Source organism: Mucilaginibacter corticis (genome assembly GCF_007558865.1).
Lineage (GTDB): Bacteria > Bacteroidota > Bacteroidia > Sphingobacteriales > Sphingobacteriaceae > Mucilaginibacter > Mucilaginibacter corticis.
Map to the genome: position 1 here is coordinate 948,394 of NZ_VLPK01000001.1, position 14,903 is coordinate 963,296.

Consider the following 14,903-nt stretch of genomic DNA (forward strand, 5'->3'; position numbering starts at 1 on the left):
TAACCAATACTATCACACAAACCAAACCTAACCACATGAAAAAACTTAGCTTATTAATTATCCTGTTTTTTACGGCAGCTATCAGCCATGCTCAAACAGCAACTATCGACAGCACAGATGTAAAATTTAAAAAAGTACTTGATGACGGGCAAATGGTTTTTACTATGCCGCCGGGATTCGGCGCTACCCCAATAGTAAAAAACCGCCAAATGCATTATGAATTTGCTATAAAATCTATTGATAAACCTTATGAGATCCGTTACTCGATTGCGCCAATGACTATTAAAGCCTTAGCCGATATGTATGCCAGGGATAAAAGCAAGGAAGAACTTACTGCTAAAACATTATCCATGACAGTGGCGCTTAATGTCGGCGGTGGTGGCTGGGACCCAACGATGGGCTTCGGCCCATTTCCACCGCAATCTGTTAAAAGTGAATTTGGTGCCGATTGGGGTGGCACCTGGTTTATCAACGTTAAAAATAATTCTTTTGGTACCGAATATAAATATTGTGGTATGACCACACTCCATAAATCCGGCGTTGCCGACGCTTATATCATGTATTTATGTAACTCGAAAGAAGATCTGATTACCCTGATGAAAGAAAACATGAAGATAGACGGCCTTTTTTATGCTCTTAAATTTAAACAGTAGCACTATCTGTGTAACAATTAACTAACATATAGCGGTTTATGTGCCGGGGATATTGTGTTTTAAACCCGTGATAGCGTAAATTGGTATTAAACCAAATATAACCGCTTTACCGTCATGACAGAGAACAATATCCCCGCAAACCAAACGGGCTATGACTATGATGCCGACCGCCGTAATTTTTTAAAAATTATGGGCATCACTACGCTTGGCTTGCCTCTTGCCGGCTTTACAAATTTTAGTGCGCAGGGCGTATCTATCATTGTTGATCCGAAGGATGGACTTGCTGTATCAGCCAAAGTACAATGGGCGGTTGCCGAGTTGGAAAACGCGCTTAAAGAAAAAGGCATTACGGTTCAACATAGCGCAGGTATAGATAAAGCGTCTACAGATAATCTTGGTATTCTCGTTTCCGGACCAGCGGCAGCAAAAGCATGGCTTACCAAAGCAGGTGTAACTATCCCATCGGTTCCCGAGGCCACCGCGCTTATTCCCGCTATGCATGGCGTTCGCCCGGTACTGATCTCAACCGGGTTTGACGAGCGCGGCCTGATCTATTCGCTGCTTGAACTAACTGACAGGGTAATTTATTCGGCATCGCCTTTGTCGGCTTTACATATTTCAAAACCCGTAATTGAGCAGCCGCTAAATAAAGTGCGGTCTATCAACCGTATGTTTTGTACTGACATAGAAGACAAACCCTGGTACAATGACCGTGAAATGTGGCCGAAGTATTTGACCATGCTGGCCACCCAGCGCTTTAACGTTTTCAATTTATCGCTGGGTTTGGGGTACGATTTTTTAAACGGGGTAACCGACGCTTATTTTCTGTTCGCCTATCCGTTCTTGATATCTGTACCCGGCTACAACGTCCACGTACCGCAATTGCCGGATGCCGAGCGCGACCGGAACTTAAAAATGCTGCAATACATCAGCGAACAAACTGTGGCCCGGGGCATGGAGTTTTACCTGGGGATTTGGATGCATGGCTATGAGTGGATAAACTCGCCCGACGCCAACTATACCATTGAGGGCTTGACAAAGGAAACCCACGCAGCTTATTGCCGCGATGCCATTAGCCTTTTATTAAAAGAGTGCCCTGCAATAAGCGGTGTAACCTTACGCATTCACGGGGAAAGCGGGGTAACAGAAGGCAGCTACGAATTTTGGAAAACCATTTTCGGCGGGGTAGCAAGTTGTGGGCGCATGGTGCCCATTAACCTGCATGCAAAGGGCCTCGACCCCGAAATGCTGAACAATGCCTTGGCTTCGGGCGTACCTGTTTCTGTTTCGCCAAAGTACTGGTTAGAGCATATCGGCATGCCTTATATGCAGGGCGATATCCGGGCTATGGAAATTCCGAAGCCTGATAAACGCACTTCAAAACTGATGAACCTGAGCGAAGGCTCTCGCAGTTTTACCCGCTATAGCTACGGCGACTTTTTGAAAGAAGATAAAAAGTACCAGGTAGTTCACCGCATCTGGCCGGGTACGCAACGCTTTTTATTATGGGGCGACCCGGTAATGGCGGCAGCGCAGTCAAGGGCATTCAGCTTTTGTGGCAGTTCGGGGGTTGACCTGATGGAGCCGCTGTCATTTAAAGGCCGAAGAGGGTCTGGCGTACCGGGCGACCGCTGCGCATACGAAGATGTCGCCTTAAGGCCGCGCTGGGACTGGGAGAAATACCTGTACAGCTTGCGGGTTTTCGGTCGTACTTTGTATAATCCTGATACGGATAATGAGGTATGGCACCGGTTTTTAGCTAAGGATTTTAACGCAGGAGCTACCGGCGCGCAACAGGCGCTGGCGCATGCAACGCGCATATTGCCCACTATACTTACCGCTCATGCCGAGTCGGCGGCTAATAATGCTTACTGGCCCGAGATGTACAGCAATATGTCGATAGTGGCGGCCGTGCGCGACCAGCTCGGCGATACACCTTCGCCGCATGTGTTTGGCACGGTTAGCCCTGCCGATCCGCAATTATTTTTAACCATAAATGATTTTGCCAAAGAGTTGTTAAGCGGTAAGCACAGCGGAAAATACACTCCGCTTGAAGTGGCAAAATGGCTCGATGATGATGCTGATGCCGCTGAACGGGCTTTACAATCGGCAGCAAAAGCGACCAGCAAAACCAAGCCTGAATACCGTCGGCTGGTAGTTGATGTAGCGCTGCAAATAGGCTTAGGGCGTTTCTTCGCGGCTAAATTCCGCGCAGCGATATTATATCATATTTATGAACAAACTACAGATCATACTGCGCTTGAAGAAGCGCTTAAGCAATACAAGCAGGCCCGAAACTTTTGGGAAAAACTGGCAAATACCGCCAAAGGCATTTATATGAAGGACGTTACCGCAGGCGAAAACCCGTGGCTACGCGGCCATTGGCTTGACAGGCTGCCGGGAATAGATAAGGATATTGACCGCATGGCTAAAATATTGGAAGAGGCAAAACCGAACGATACCCGGCAGTCGATAGCTGTAAATGCGGTAAACAGTGTGCTGGCCCCTGTTAAACGAATGGCTGTTAATTGCATGCATAAACAGGTAAAGACATTCAGCCCGGGTAACGATATTAATTTGCAGATAGCATTTGAAAAGCCCCCCACTTCGGTACGGTTGTTTTACCGGCATGTAGATATGGCCGAGCGGTACGAGGTTGTAGAAATGATGGCTACCGGCAATAATTATAAGGCTACTATTCCGGTGGCGTACACGCAATCGCCCTACCCTTTAACTTATTATTTTGAGGTGGCAGAAAGCCCCGCGTCGGTTACGCTGTACCCGGGCTTTAATGAGCTGCGCGATAACCAACCTTATTTTGTGATCAGGCAGGCATAAATGAAAAAGCTCTTGCTAATATTGCCATTATTGCTGCCGATAATTTGTATGGCACAGGGTAATAGCAAGATCTATGATCTGGTTATGGGTACCCGCACCCGTGGTACAAGTGATGGTATCTACGTGTACCGTTTTAATTCAGAAACCGGCGAGGTATCCTACCTTAACCATGTCGACGGTATAATTGACCCAACCTATTTATGTATATCTGCCAATAAAGGGTTTGTTTATGCTGTAAGCGATCAGGCCACCGGCAATGGCGGCGTATATGCCTATAAATTTGATGCTGTGACAGGCCGGCTCGACTCGGTCAATAACCAGCCGGCTTTTGGCGGCCCGCTTTATTTATCGGTTGACAGGGATCAGAAAAACTTGTTCGCGGCGCATTATTTAGGCGGTAATCTGTCCGTTTATCCTATTAATGCCGATGGTTCATTAAGTCCGGCATCGCAGCTTATACATGATGAAGGCAGCAGCATCAACAAAGAACGGCAGGAAGGCCCGCATGTACATACGGCAATGCTGTCGCCTGATGAAAAGTATTTGATAGCTACCGATCTGGGTACTGACAAATTGTTCATTTATAAATTCGATCCATCACAAAAACAGGTGTTGACGCTTTTTAATACCGTGAACGTCACACCCGGCAACGGACCAAGGCATGTTGAATTTTCTGCCGATGGAAAATATTTGTACCTGCTACAGGAAATGGCCGGGTTAATAACCGCCTATCAATTTAACGGTGGTAAACCAACCGCCCTGCAAACCATAACCATGCTCCCCGATAATTTTAAAGGAACTATACAGGCTGCCGATATTCACTTGTCGCCCGATGGTCGGTTTTTGTATGCGTCCAATCGTGGTACTGAGGATAAAATTATTCAATACGCGGTTGATAAAAGTACCGGTAAGTTAACTTTTATTGACGGATATAGCAGCATGGGCAAATCGCCCCGTAACTTTGTGATCGACCCGACAGGAAATTTCTTATTCATATCTAACCAGTATTCAGACAGCGTAACGGTTTATAAAATTGATAAGTCAACCGGTAAACTTACATTGACTCAAACCGCCATAAAGATCGATGGGCCAATGTGTATCAGATTTGTGCCGGTTGATGAAAGCAAATAGCTAATTTGCATCATGAACATCCTCATCGCCCCAAATGCTTTTAAAAACAGCCTCGATGCGCAGTCTGTAGCTGAAGCAATAGCTTTAGGGCTGCAGCAAAGTAAAGCGGATTGTAAGTGCCAACTTTTCCCTGTCGGGGATGGCGGCGATGGCACCGGAGAACTGTTAGTTAAACACCTGAACGGTGAAAGAATAGAAGTACAGGTACACGATGCTTTAGGCAGACCCATCACATCGCACTTTGGCTTGGTTGATGATGGACGGACAGCTATTATTGAAATGGCTGATGCTTCAGGGCTTCGCTTACTAAGGCCCTCGGAGTTAAACCCTTTGTACGCCAATTCTTATGGTACCGGCGAGCTTATCAAAGCCGCGCTTGATAAAGGTGTTAATAAGATCATTGTTGGCATGGGTGGCTCTGCTACAGTTGATGGCGGAGCGGGTATTTTGCAGGCGCTGGGTATCCGGTTCATAAATGTGGATGACGAGGTTGTTACCGGCGGACCTTCATCGTTTAGTGAACTTAAACATATTGACACAATGGGTTTAGACAAGCGTATTCTCAATTGCGAGATCAGCATTTTATGCGATGTGGATAATAAATTAACCGGGCCGGAAGGAGCTGCGGCAATATTTGGTCCCCAAAAAGGAGCCGACCAGATAGATGTGATGTTATTAGATTCATTGCTTTTATGGTTCGCTACTATACAGGCTCACCAAACCGGCCGCGACATCATCAATTTAAAACACGGTGGCACAGCAGGCGGCGCAGCCGCGGGTATGTTTGCATTTCTTAACGCTAAGCTGATACCCGGCGCTGATAACTTTTTAAAGCTAGCCCATTTTGATGAGGCGCTAAAAAATGCAGACCTGGTTATAACCGGCGAGGGCAGCATTGACGAACAAACATTACATGGTAAAGCCCCTGCGGCAGTTGCAATGGCGGCTAAACAAAAGGGCATAAAAGTAATCGGAGTAGCAGGTAAGGTTCCTGAGGATACCAGTGCCGCATTAAATCAGTATTTCGACAGGCTGATCTCTATCAATAAAGCACCTGTCGACCTGGAAACCGCGCTTAAAAATACCCGTCAAAACCTCATTGCTACAGGTAAAGAAATAGGCGATTCTATAGCTGATGCTTGATCAATTTCCTTCATTCGCCGCCCAGATATCGCGGATAGTATCTTCGTCACCATGCCCGTTGGGTACGGCTTCGCTTTTGTTATTGGCATAATACCAACGTTTTTTATCAAGCGGCGATGTTGTTTGGCGGCCACCCGGCATTTCAACATGTCCGTTAGGGTCGGTTTTCTTCACCCAATCGTACGCGTAATGCAGCCAGTTTTGGCGGTACGGCGCAGGCTGATGAGCAAACCAGCTTATCTCGTCATAGCCCCAAACCCATATAGTTAGCCCGGCCGCTTTTGCCTGGCTGGGTTGTTTGCTTACGCCATAATTGTCAAACTCAACCAAATAAGGCAGGTGCTCGCAACTCCAGCCGCTTGGCGTAATTCCGCCCTTGCTACGTAGAAACAAGGCATCGGTATGGCCAACTTCCAGTTTTGCTTCTTCGGGTTTATCAGGGATCTCCTCTATCCTCAGCGGAAAAGCATGCACATCCATCAACAACTTACCATCCTTTACAAAACCGCCGCTTGGCACATGCGAATCGCAGATCACCATTTTACGGCGGGCATGTTTATGCGCGTAATCGCGGATCAGGCCTAAGATCTGCGTATAATGGTCAAGGTTCTTGTCATTCTTATTCATCAGCTCTACCTGCCCAAAATGCAGGCCCTCTATACCAGCGTCAATGTACGATGCGCCGAGGTAATAAAAAAACAGCTTGGTTTCGTTCTGGCTTACATCAGGTACTGAACCCCGACCCCATTGCCCTTTAAATTTTCCATCGGGATACAGCATGGCATCATAACTGAAATTCCGTTTTTCAACTGGCAGATTTAACGCTTTAAAAGCCCAGTCGGGTACGGTCAACTGGTTAACCTGCGGGGTTACGATCTCAAATATGCAAGCCTGTAAAATGATATCGGGGTCTGCCGCATGCACTTTTTCGGCCAGTTCTTTTTCTTGCGCCAGGTTTTTGGGGATATCGGCTTCCTGCCCCCACTGGCATATTGCCCTGCCGATAAACTTGGCACCAATATTTTTGATCATCCTTAAATTATCATCAAAATTACCCTGGCCTACCAGCAGGCTTTGCATGGTAATGGCACGGTCAAGATAATTTTCCAGCACCTCGCGGGATATAGTGGTTTTAAATTTATAGTTCGGCTTTTTTATAACAGGTACAGGCGTTGCCGCAACTGTTAAAGCTAAGCTAAATAAGCAAACCGGGGTAAGTAACAGGTTCTTTAAGGCTTTCATATCAAAGTAGTTGAAAGGTTAGGTTTTGGGTGCCGTTCATCCAAATATTAATTCCAAGCGATTTAAGCAAATCCATGTCTTCATCAAAAACTTTAGCAAAAATATTACAAGCGTCAAGGCCTTTACCCTCGCCATAATAAATGCCCATACAGTTTGAGGTTTTTGCCCGTTTAGGATTAAGCGGCCCATAAACAACCTCGCCTGGAAGGGTAAAAACTGAAGCGTTTTCCTGGATAATATCCAGTTCGGGCGCATCATCAATCCAGATCTCCTGTCCTGATATACGTGCATGCATAAACGTCCGGTTAAATGGCAACAGCTCGGTAAACGCCTTACAGGTAACCAGCGCTTCTTCGGTATAAAATTTAAAGCGGACAATATTGTTATCAGACGTAATTAACTTAAACCCTTGCATAAAACTAAGTTAGTGCTTTTTGATCTGTATCCCTGTTTAACTCAAACCAATAGTGCGGTAGATCATGGTGCGTAAATGTTTCTTTACACACAAAGCCAACTTTGCCTAATACCTTTTTTGAATTTTTATTTTCCACATTGGTCATTGCATATAGCGTAGGCTGATCAAATTGTTTAAACCAGTAATCACGGCATGCAATAGCAGACTCGGTAGCATAACCTTTACCCCAATATTTCCGAATAATACGGTAACCGAGGTCATAAAAATCTGTATGGTTATTTATCGTATCCCTAATGAGTTTAAAACCGGTCCATCCCATAAAATTACCGCTTGCTTTTTCAACCATTGCCCAACGGCCAATGCCGTTATCCAGGTATTGCTGCCGTACCATCGCTATAATTTCGCGGCTTTCTTCGATCGTTTTTACAGGCGAATTACCCAGGTAACGGTGCACTTCGGGGTCGGCGTCAAGCTCGAACATGGCCGAGTCGTCCGTCGGCAACAATTCACGGATAATAAGCCGTTCGGTTTCAATAAAAATCTGCATGTTATTGGATGATAGACTATACCTGGCGCACTAAATTAAGTATTTAAGTTAAATAATGTTAAAAGCGGCCCGGTTTGGCGGCTACGCCTAATCACACATACTTTTTATAGCGATAATTGCGTCTGTAACAGACACAATCAGACCTTTAGTATATTATGGTGTTTAGGCGCATAAAAATTGTTCCGCTTGTTGAGGTGCTATTGCACATTCTCTTCTGGACATTTATTACCCTGCTGCCTATCTTAACCAGGCCGCCTGCATCGGGCTTCCGCATGCTGCTTTCACCATGGCACCTGGTGTTTATCAATTCTTTGTTTGCCGCGCATTTTTACCTGAATACATTTCTACTTATTCCGGAATTTTTAAATAAGCATAACCGGCCGTTTTTGTATTGCCTTTTATTAGCCCTATCACTTATCGCCATTGATTTTTGCATTGTACACGCGCAGCCACCAATGGGTATGTTTAATCGTCTGCACCGTTTTGGGCCGCCGCCGCTAATGGCACATTTTAATTTGCTGCCCATGGCTGCCATTACAGCCGCAAGCTTTGCTTACCGTTACCTGGCCGACAGAGCCCGGCTGATCAATAACAACCGCGACATTACCAATTCGGCATTGGTATCAGAGCTGGCCTTTCTTCGCTCGCAGATCAGTCCGCATTTTATTTTTAATGTGATCAACGGCGTGGTAGCCTTATCCCGATTGAACCCGCCTGCTGTTGAGCCTACGCTGATGCAGCTATCACAACTGTTGCGTTATATGCTTTATATCACCGACGAGGAAAAAGTAACCATGGGGCAAAAGTCTGATTACATGGGCAGCTATATCGATCTGCAAAAAATGAGGTTTGATGATCAGATCATAGTCGATTTTATATTTGACATTACACATCCCGAAAAAACGATCGAGCCGATGCTATTGGTTCCCTTCCTGGAAAATGCCTTTAAATACGCCGGCAGCATTGATTCAAAGCCATATATAAAGGGCTATTTAAAAGTAGATCATCGTATGGTCAACTTCAGCGTCTCCAACAATTATGATCCTGCACACACACATACCGACGAGCACCATGGCATTGGCTTAAACAATGTTAAACGCCGGCTTGACCTTCTATATCCGGGCAAACACAGCCTTGAAATAAAACAGGACCAAAATAACTATACCGTTAACCTTCAAATACAATTTAAATAATGATGCAATGCCTGCTTGTTGACGACGAACCACTAGCGCTACAGTTAATGGAAGATAATTTAAAGGATGTTAGCTACATTAAAATTATAGGCAAATGCCGAACAGCAGCCGACGCCCTCACCATTATGCAGCATGAACAGGTTGATCTTTTGTTTTGCGATATACATATGCCCGGACTTAACGGGCTGCAACTGGTAAAAAGCCTGATTAGCAAGCCGCTTGTAGTATTTGTTACCGCCTATGAAAAATTTGCCATAAACGGTTTTGAGCTTGAAGTGCTTGACTACTTGGTGAAACCCGTGCCGCAGGAACGCCTTTTAAAAGCCTGCCAAAAGGCCTATCAGTTTTTCGAGCTTAAAAATACCACAGCTGTAATACCGCCAAGCCTGTCAAAAGCTTATTTCTTCGTATCGTCCGATTATATGCTGGTTAAGGTTAATTTTAACGATATCCAATATATACAAGGGCTTAAGGACTATGTAAAGATAGTTTTGAACAATAATCAAAAACCCATACTGTCAAGAACCAGCCTTAAAGCGATAGAAAAACAATTGCCGCCAAGCCTTTTTTACCGCATCCATAAGTCATACCTGATAAATGTCGATTATATATCGCACATCAGGCGCGGAAAAGTGGTAGGCGTAAATGTTGAACTGCCGCTAAGCGATAACTACAGGTTAACCATCAATAAAATGATAGGCCGCGAGTTAGAGTAGCTACAAATTAGGGCGCTTCGTCTGCATTCTGGTCGCTTTTATCTCATTTATTTTCTTTAGCAGCCGCCGTGGTGCAACTTCGGCCAAATAGCTATAGATAAGAATGAGAAAATTGTTACTTGCAATTGTATTTACGGGATTAGCAACCGGGTTATTTGCACAGCAAACCCAAAAAACATTAAAGAAAATATACATCACCAAGTTCTTCACCTGTTCGCTTGATCAGTTGATGGATACCCTATCCACAGACTATCATTTAAAGATAGTTTTTGAGCGCGACTCGATCCGCAAATATGACGTGGTGGATCATTTTTTAAATGAGCCATTAAAAAATGTACTTGACCAGGTTTGCCGGAGCAACAGCCTGCACTACTGGATCGAAGCAGACGGTACCATCTATATTTTACAAAACACCGACGACCTTGACCGGTTAAAGAAACTTAATACGCTCAATACAATAGCCAAAGCATCAAATTTAAAGCGGGTGGCGCCGCCAAGCGGGCCACCCAAACATTTCAGTTTTTCCATCAGCGGGAAAGTGGTCGACCAAACCACGGGCGAAACGTTACCGTCTGCAACGGTACGGATTCTAAACAGTTCGCTTTCTGTATCTACCCGGTCGGACGGATTATTTGTATTTTTCGATGTACCCTCAGATACCTGCGTAGTCGAAACCAGCTATTCTGGCTACCAAACAGACCGTTTCAGGTTAACTGCTGACATGATCAAAAAACCTATCACTGTAGAGTTATTCCCGTCGCTAAACACACTTAATGAAATTACCATCCTTGGTAAAAAAAGCGGGGTAATGAATACCGATGTGAAAAAAGTAGGCGTATTGCAGTTAACCCCGGCCAGTTTGGATAAACTACCTACCATGGGCGAAAAAGACGTGCTTAAAGCTTTCCAACTGATGCCGGGTGTAAGCGGCACCAATGAATCATCGTCCGGGGCCTATGTACGCGGCGGTACTCCCGACCAAAACCTGGTTGTTTTTGATGGTTTTACTGTTTACCAGGTTGACCACTTATACGGCTTTTTTAGCGCCTTCAATGCCAATGCCGTAAAGGATGTACAACTTTACAAGGGTGGTTTCTCTGCAAAATATGGCGGCCGCTTATCCAGCGTAACCGAGATCACCGGCAAGGACGGTAACAGCAAAGACGCTACTTTTGGTGTGGACTTGAGCTTGCTAAGCTTAAACCTATATGCAGAAACCCCGGTTACTGATAAATCGTCATTGCTGGTAGCCTTTCGACGCTCATACCAGGGGCCATTGTATGATAAGATCTTTAAACAATTTAACGCGACCACCATACCGGGTGGCGGCGGCGGAGGTGGTGGTGGATTTGGCGGCGGCGGCGGACGCGGCGGCTTTGGCCAGCAGGTAACCCCGGCATCGCACTTTTATGATGCTGACTTACGCTATACCTATAAGCTGAATACAGACAACACACTTGCTCTAAGTTTTTATACCGGCACCGATAAAACTGATAATAGCAGGGACCTGCCTTCTTTCAGCTCGACCGTGGTGAGTGATAAGATCACCGATTATACCAAATACGGTAATTTAAGCAGCAGCCTTAAATGGTCTTCATCATGGAGTAAAAACGTGCACTCAAACACTTACCTTACTTATTCATCTTACTTTAATGACCGCAACCGGGGCAACTCGGGCGTTAATGAAACCGATGGCGTTGATGTGGCTTTCAACAACGGAACGGTAGAAAACAATAACCTGAAAGACTTAGGCTTCAAATCTGACTGGGAGTGGCAAATAAGTAACTCTTTCAAATTGTTGTATGGCGGTTTTGGCTCGCACCAGGAAACCAATTACACCTACACCCAAAATGATACCAGCAAGCTGATTGACTCGCACAACAAAACATTTTTAGGCGGAGGTTATGCCGAGCTTGAAATTGACCCTACCAGTAAGCTACACTTACAGCCGGGCATCCGCGACACATGGTTTCAGCCTACAAGCAAAGCTTATTATGAGCCCCGCTTCTCTGCCAGTTACACGTTAAGCGATCATTATACCTTAAAATTTGCCACGGGCCAGTTCTATCAATTCATCAACCAGGTTACCCGCGAGGATGTATTGAACGGTAACCGTAATTTTTGGGTGATATCGGACGGTAATACCATACCTGTAGGCATGGCCCGGCATTATATGGGCGGTATCAGTTATGAAAACAAATTGTTTTTGGTTGATGTGGAAGGTTATTATAAAACCCTGTCGGGCCTTACGCAATATACTGTTAAACAAGAGGGTTTCGGCCCGGGCAGTGCCAGCGCTACCATTGAGCAATCGTTTTATACGTGCAATGGTACTGCTAAAGGTGTAGAAGTACTCATCCAGAAAAAGATGGGATTGTACACCGGCTGGTTAAGTTACACTTTGGCTAACGCGCAAAACCGGTTCGCGGTTTACGGGCCAAATTATTACCCGGCCGATCAGGATGTAACGCATGAGTTTAAATCCATTAACATGTACCATTATAACCGGTGGAACTTTGCCGCGGTATTTATTTTCAGTACCGGCCATCCGTATACAGTGCCTCTATCAAGCTACACCATTACATCTGCAGATGGCAATAATACTACGGCATTTAACGTAGGCGCCAAGAATGTTGAGCGCCTGCCTGATTACCACCGGCTTGACCTTTCTGCCACTTATGATCTGCTTAAAATAAACGGCAACAAAGTGGGTAGTATAGGCTTATCGCTATTTAACGTATACAATCATAAAAACATTTGGTACCGCGAGTACCAGTTACAAAACAACCAGTTAATTACTACAGACGTTACTTACCTGGGCTTTACACCAAACCTGACACTTAGCTTAAGATGGAAATAAGAAAATACCTGCCTGCAATTATTTTACCGGTATTTATAGCCATAGCTATGCTTACCGCCTGCACGAAAGAAAATACCGATAATAAAACAACCAGCCTGCCGGTCATCCAGTCATACCTGGTACCGGGGCAACCTATTTCTGTAAAGCTATCTACGCAGAAGGCTTTAACAGATACCGCTACTTATGGTTCACCCATCACCGGGATAAGCCTTTACCTGTCAGATGGTTCACAAAAAGTACAATTAACAGAATCGACTCCGGGCACTTATACCTACGCCGATCAATCATTTTTGGTTACGGGTAAAACATACAGCCTGCAGTTTACTTACCAGGGTAATGCGGTATCGGCAAGTACGGTAATGCCTGCAAAGCCGGTAAATTTTAGTTCGCAATATACCGGCGTAACAGTAACAACCGGGGGTGGCCCGGGCGCTGCAAGTACTGTTTTAAATACTTTTGCATGGTCAAACCCCGACTCATTAAATCATGTTCTGGTATTTAAAGCTATAAATGCTACGTACGCTATTAACAGTTTTGGTGGTACGCGACCGGCAAACTCGCAAACAAATACCAACCGGGGATCCACATACAACGTCACGGAAAACAGCTTTTCTTACAGAGGAACTTACCAGATCATTTTGTTTAGCGTAAATCAGGAGTACATTAACTTATTAAACAACAACGCCAGGACATCATCGCAGAACCTTACCCAGATACCTACCAACATAGTAAACGGGTTTGGCATTTTTACAGCTATGCAAGCCGATACACTGGCCTTTACTGTTTATTGATATTATTTATGCCGCCACAACATCAGGGGGTTAGGGTCATGAAAAAAACCATGCAGCGAGGTTATAATACTTGGCAATTTGTCTTTGCCAATTAATCCTACTTTTGAGTTGAAGCCTCCTGCTGCATAATCCGGGTATTGGGTTAATATCTGCTGACGCCAGTTTAAGCCTTTACCATCTATGTTATAAAAAATGCCTAACTGTTGTTTGGTTGCGCTGCCGTCCTTCCTGTCTTTGCTTTGGTCTTGTTGGGCATAATTCACATCAAGGTGCCCATCCCCATCAATGTCGGCCAGTTTAATGGATGAGGCATGCACCCACGCTACAGAAGCGTTGATGACGTGCTTGATCCAGTTTCCGCTACGCGGATCAGCGGGGGCCTCATACCAAACCAACCCATCACCTATCTGGCGGTTATTATCGCCCTCGCCGGGGCCTTCGCCCTGGCTGGCGCAAACCAGGTCAATTTTACCATCTCCGTTAATATCACCTGCGGTAAAAGCCATGGTGGTCATTTCAAAATTGCAAAGATCTCCGCCCGGATTAGAATCAATAACATGAGGAACCCATTTACCGGTTAACGGGTTACCGCCTTTATGCCCCGGGTTTTCAAACCAGGCCACCTTATTTGTTTCTCCGTCTATGTATAGTGCTATCACATCGCTGTAGCCATCTTTATTGTTTAGTACATTGGCCGCAAAAGTTCCCTGGCCTTTTCTCCCAATATCAACAAAGGTCCATTTAGACGGATCAGCTCCCTGTATATAAACGCCTGTGGTGGTTATAATATCCGGTTTGCCGTCGTTGTTAAGGTCGGCGATACAAACCTCGTGCGAGAAACGTTTGTTGTCAACCACGAATAATTTCCATTTGGTAGTATAAGGATCAAACCCCTGCCCTGACGGATTTTGCGCCCAGATCACCATATTGCTCCAGCCGCCAATAACGATATCGTTCCAACCGTCGTGGTCTATATCGGCTATTTGCGCGTCTTCAAAGCCTCCCGGATCACCCGGGCTAAATATGAGGTAAGGTTTCCAGCCTTCGCTGTAGCGGTACAGCTTAAACCCTTCTTTATCCATACTGCCGATATCATTGTAAGGATCTTTTGAAAACTTACCCAGCACTTTAGGCTTGTGCGACCCAAATTGGGCGACACTATCAATCACGATACGTTGAAATGCCGGCATTTTTGCCTTTTTTTTATTTGCAGGCGATTGTGCCGCCGCTATTTTAACGCCACATATAAGCACCAACAGCCCTATCCATAATGCTTTCATTTAAAACCAGGTTATTTGTTTATAGGTTGATTATCAACAATTATACTATTTATTTTTTCGAATCGGGCACCTAATAACTGGTCGTTTTTTATAT

The 14,903-nt window shown here is 45.1% G+C and carries 12 protein-coding genes; 8 read left to right on the plus strand and 4 right to left on the minus strand.

Annotated elements, in window-relative coordinates; all coding sequences use genetic code 11:
• The first annotated feature begins 35 nt into the window (after positions 1-35).
• The 4 genes from FO440_RS04085 (at position 36) to FO440_RS04100 (ending at position 5,765) form a co-directional block, all read left to right on the plus strand.
• Positions 36-653, plus strand: coding sequence for a hypothetical protein (locus FO440_RS04085; protein WP_222103922.1), 618 nt, complete (start codon positions 36-38; stop codon positions 651-653).
• 114 nt (positions 654-767) lie between these two features.
• Positions 768-3,491, plus strand: a complete 2,724-nt coding sequence (locus tag FO440_RS04090) for an NAD(P)(+) transhydrogenase (Re/Si-specific) subunit beta (protein ID WP_144246948.1) — start codon at positions 768-770, stop codon at positions 3,489-3,491.
• Positions 3,492-4,622: a lactonase family protein gene (locus FO440_RS04095; protein ID WP_144246949.1), complete on the plus strand. Its 1,131-nt coding sequence runs from the start codon at positions 3,492-3,494 to the stop codon at positions 4,620-4,622. It begins immediately after the preceding gene.
• Positions 4,623-4,634: 12 nt separating this feature from the next.
• The gene (locus tag FO440_RS04100; RefSeq protein WP_144246950.1) at positions 4,635-5,765 is read left to right on the plus strand and encodes a glycerate kinase; all 1,131 of its coding nucleotides are present in this window, start codon (positions 4,635-4,637) and stop codon (positions 5,763-5,765) included.
• On the opposite strand, the gene FO440_RS04105 is transcribed toward FO440_RS04100, so the two are convergent.
• Genes FO440_RS04105 through FO440_RS04115 form a run of 3 tightly spaced genes read right to left on the minus strand, consistent with a single transcriptional unit; the run spans position 5,766 to position 7,969 of the window.
• The gene (locus FO440_RS04105) at positions 5,766-7,007 is read right to left on the minus strand and encodes a hypothetical protein (RefSeq protein WP_222103923.1); all 1,242 of its coding nucleotides are present in this window, start codon (positions 7,005-7,007) and stop codon (positions 5,766-5,768) included. It abuts the gene before it with no gap.
• Position 7,008: 1 nt separating this feature from the next.
• Positions 7,009-7,422 (minus strand): DUF3830 family protein, encoded by a 414-nt coding sequence (locus tag FO440_RS04110; RefSeq protein WP_144246951.1) that lies wholly within the window; start codon positions 7,420-7,422, stop codon positions 7,009-7,011.
• 4 nt (positions 7,423-7,426) lie between these two features.
• A complete protein-coding gene (locus FO440_RS04115) occupies positions 7,427-7,969 on the minus strand; it encodes a GNAT family N-acetyltransferase (RefSeq protein ID WP_144246952.1) in 543 nt (180 codons plus the stop codon).
• A gap of 155 nt (positions 7,970-8,124) precedes the next feature.
• On the opposite strand from FO440_RS04115, the gene FO440_RS04120 reads away from it, so the two are divergent.
• From FO440_RS04120 to FO440_RS04135, 4 genes are all read left to right on the plus strand, one after another.
• The gene (locus FO440_RS04120) at positions 8,125-9,162 is read left to right on the plus strand and encodes a sensor histidine kinase (protein WP_144246953.1); all 1,038 of its coding nucleotides are present in this window, start codon (positions 8,125-8,127) and stop codon (positions 9,160-9,162) included.
• Positions 9,162-9,878 carry a LytR/AlgR family response regulator transcription factor gene (locus FO440_RS04125; RefSeq protein ID WP_246104170.1) on the plus strand — a complete coding sequence of 239 codons (717 nt, stop codon included), beginning with the start codon at positions 9,162-9,164 and terminating at the stop codon, positions 9,876-9,878. Before FO440_RS04120 ends, FO440_RS04125 begins: the two co-directional genes overlap by 1 nt.
• A 103-nt stretch (positions 9,879-9,981) precedes the next feature.
• Positions 9,982-12,738 (plus strand): carboxypeptidase-like regulatory domain-containing protein, encoded by a 2,757-nt coding sequence (locus FO440_RS04130; RefSeq protein WP_144246954.1) that lies wholly within the window; start codon positions 9,982-9,984, stop codon positions 12,736-12,738.
• Positions 12,729-13,529 carry a DUF4249 family protein gene (locus tag FO440_RS04135; RefSeq protein ID WP_144246955.1) on the plus strand — a complete coding sequence of 267 codons (801 nt, stop codon included), beginning with the start codon at positions 12,729-12,731 and terminating at the stop codon, positions 13,527-13,529. Before FO440_RS04130 ends, FO440_RS04135 begins: the two co-directional genes overlap by 10 nt.
• A gap of 2 nt (positions 13,530-13,531) precedes the next feature.
• Here FO440_RS04135 and FO440_RS04140 read toward each other — a convergent pair whose 3' ends face one another.
• Positions 13,532-14,809, minus strand: coding sequence for an FG-GAP repeat domain-containing protein (locus FO440_RS04140; protein WP_144246956.1), 1,278 nt, complete (start codon positions 14,807-14,809; stop codon positions 13,532-13,534).
• Between the last annotated feature and the right edge of the window lie 94 nt (positions 14,810-14,903).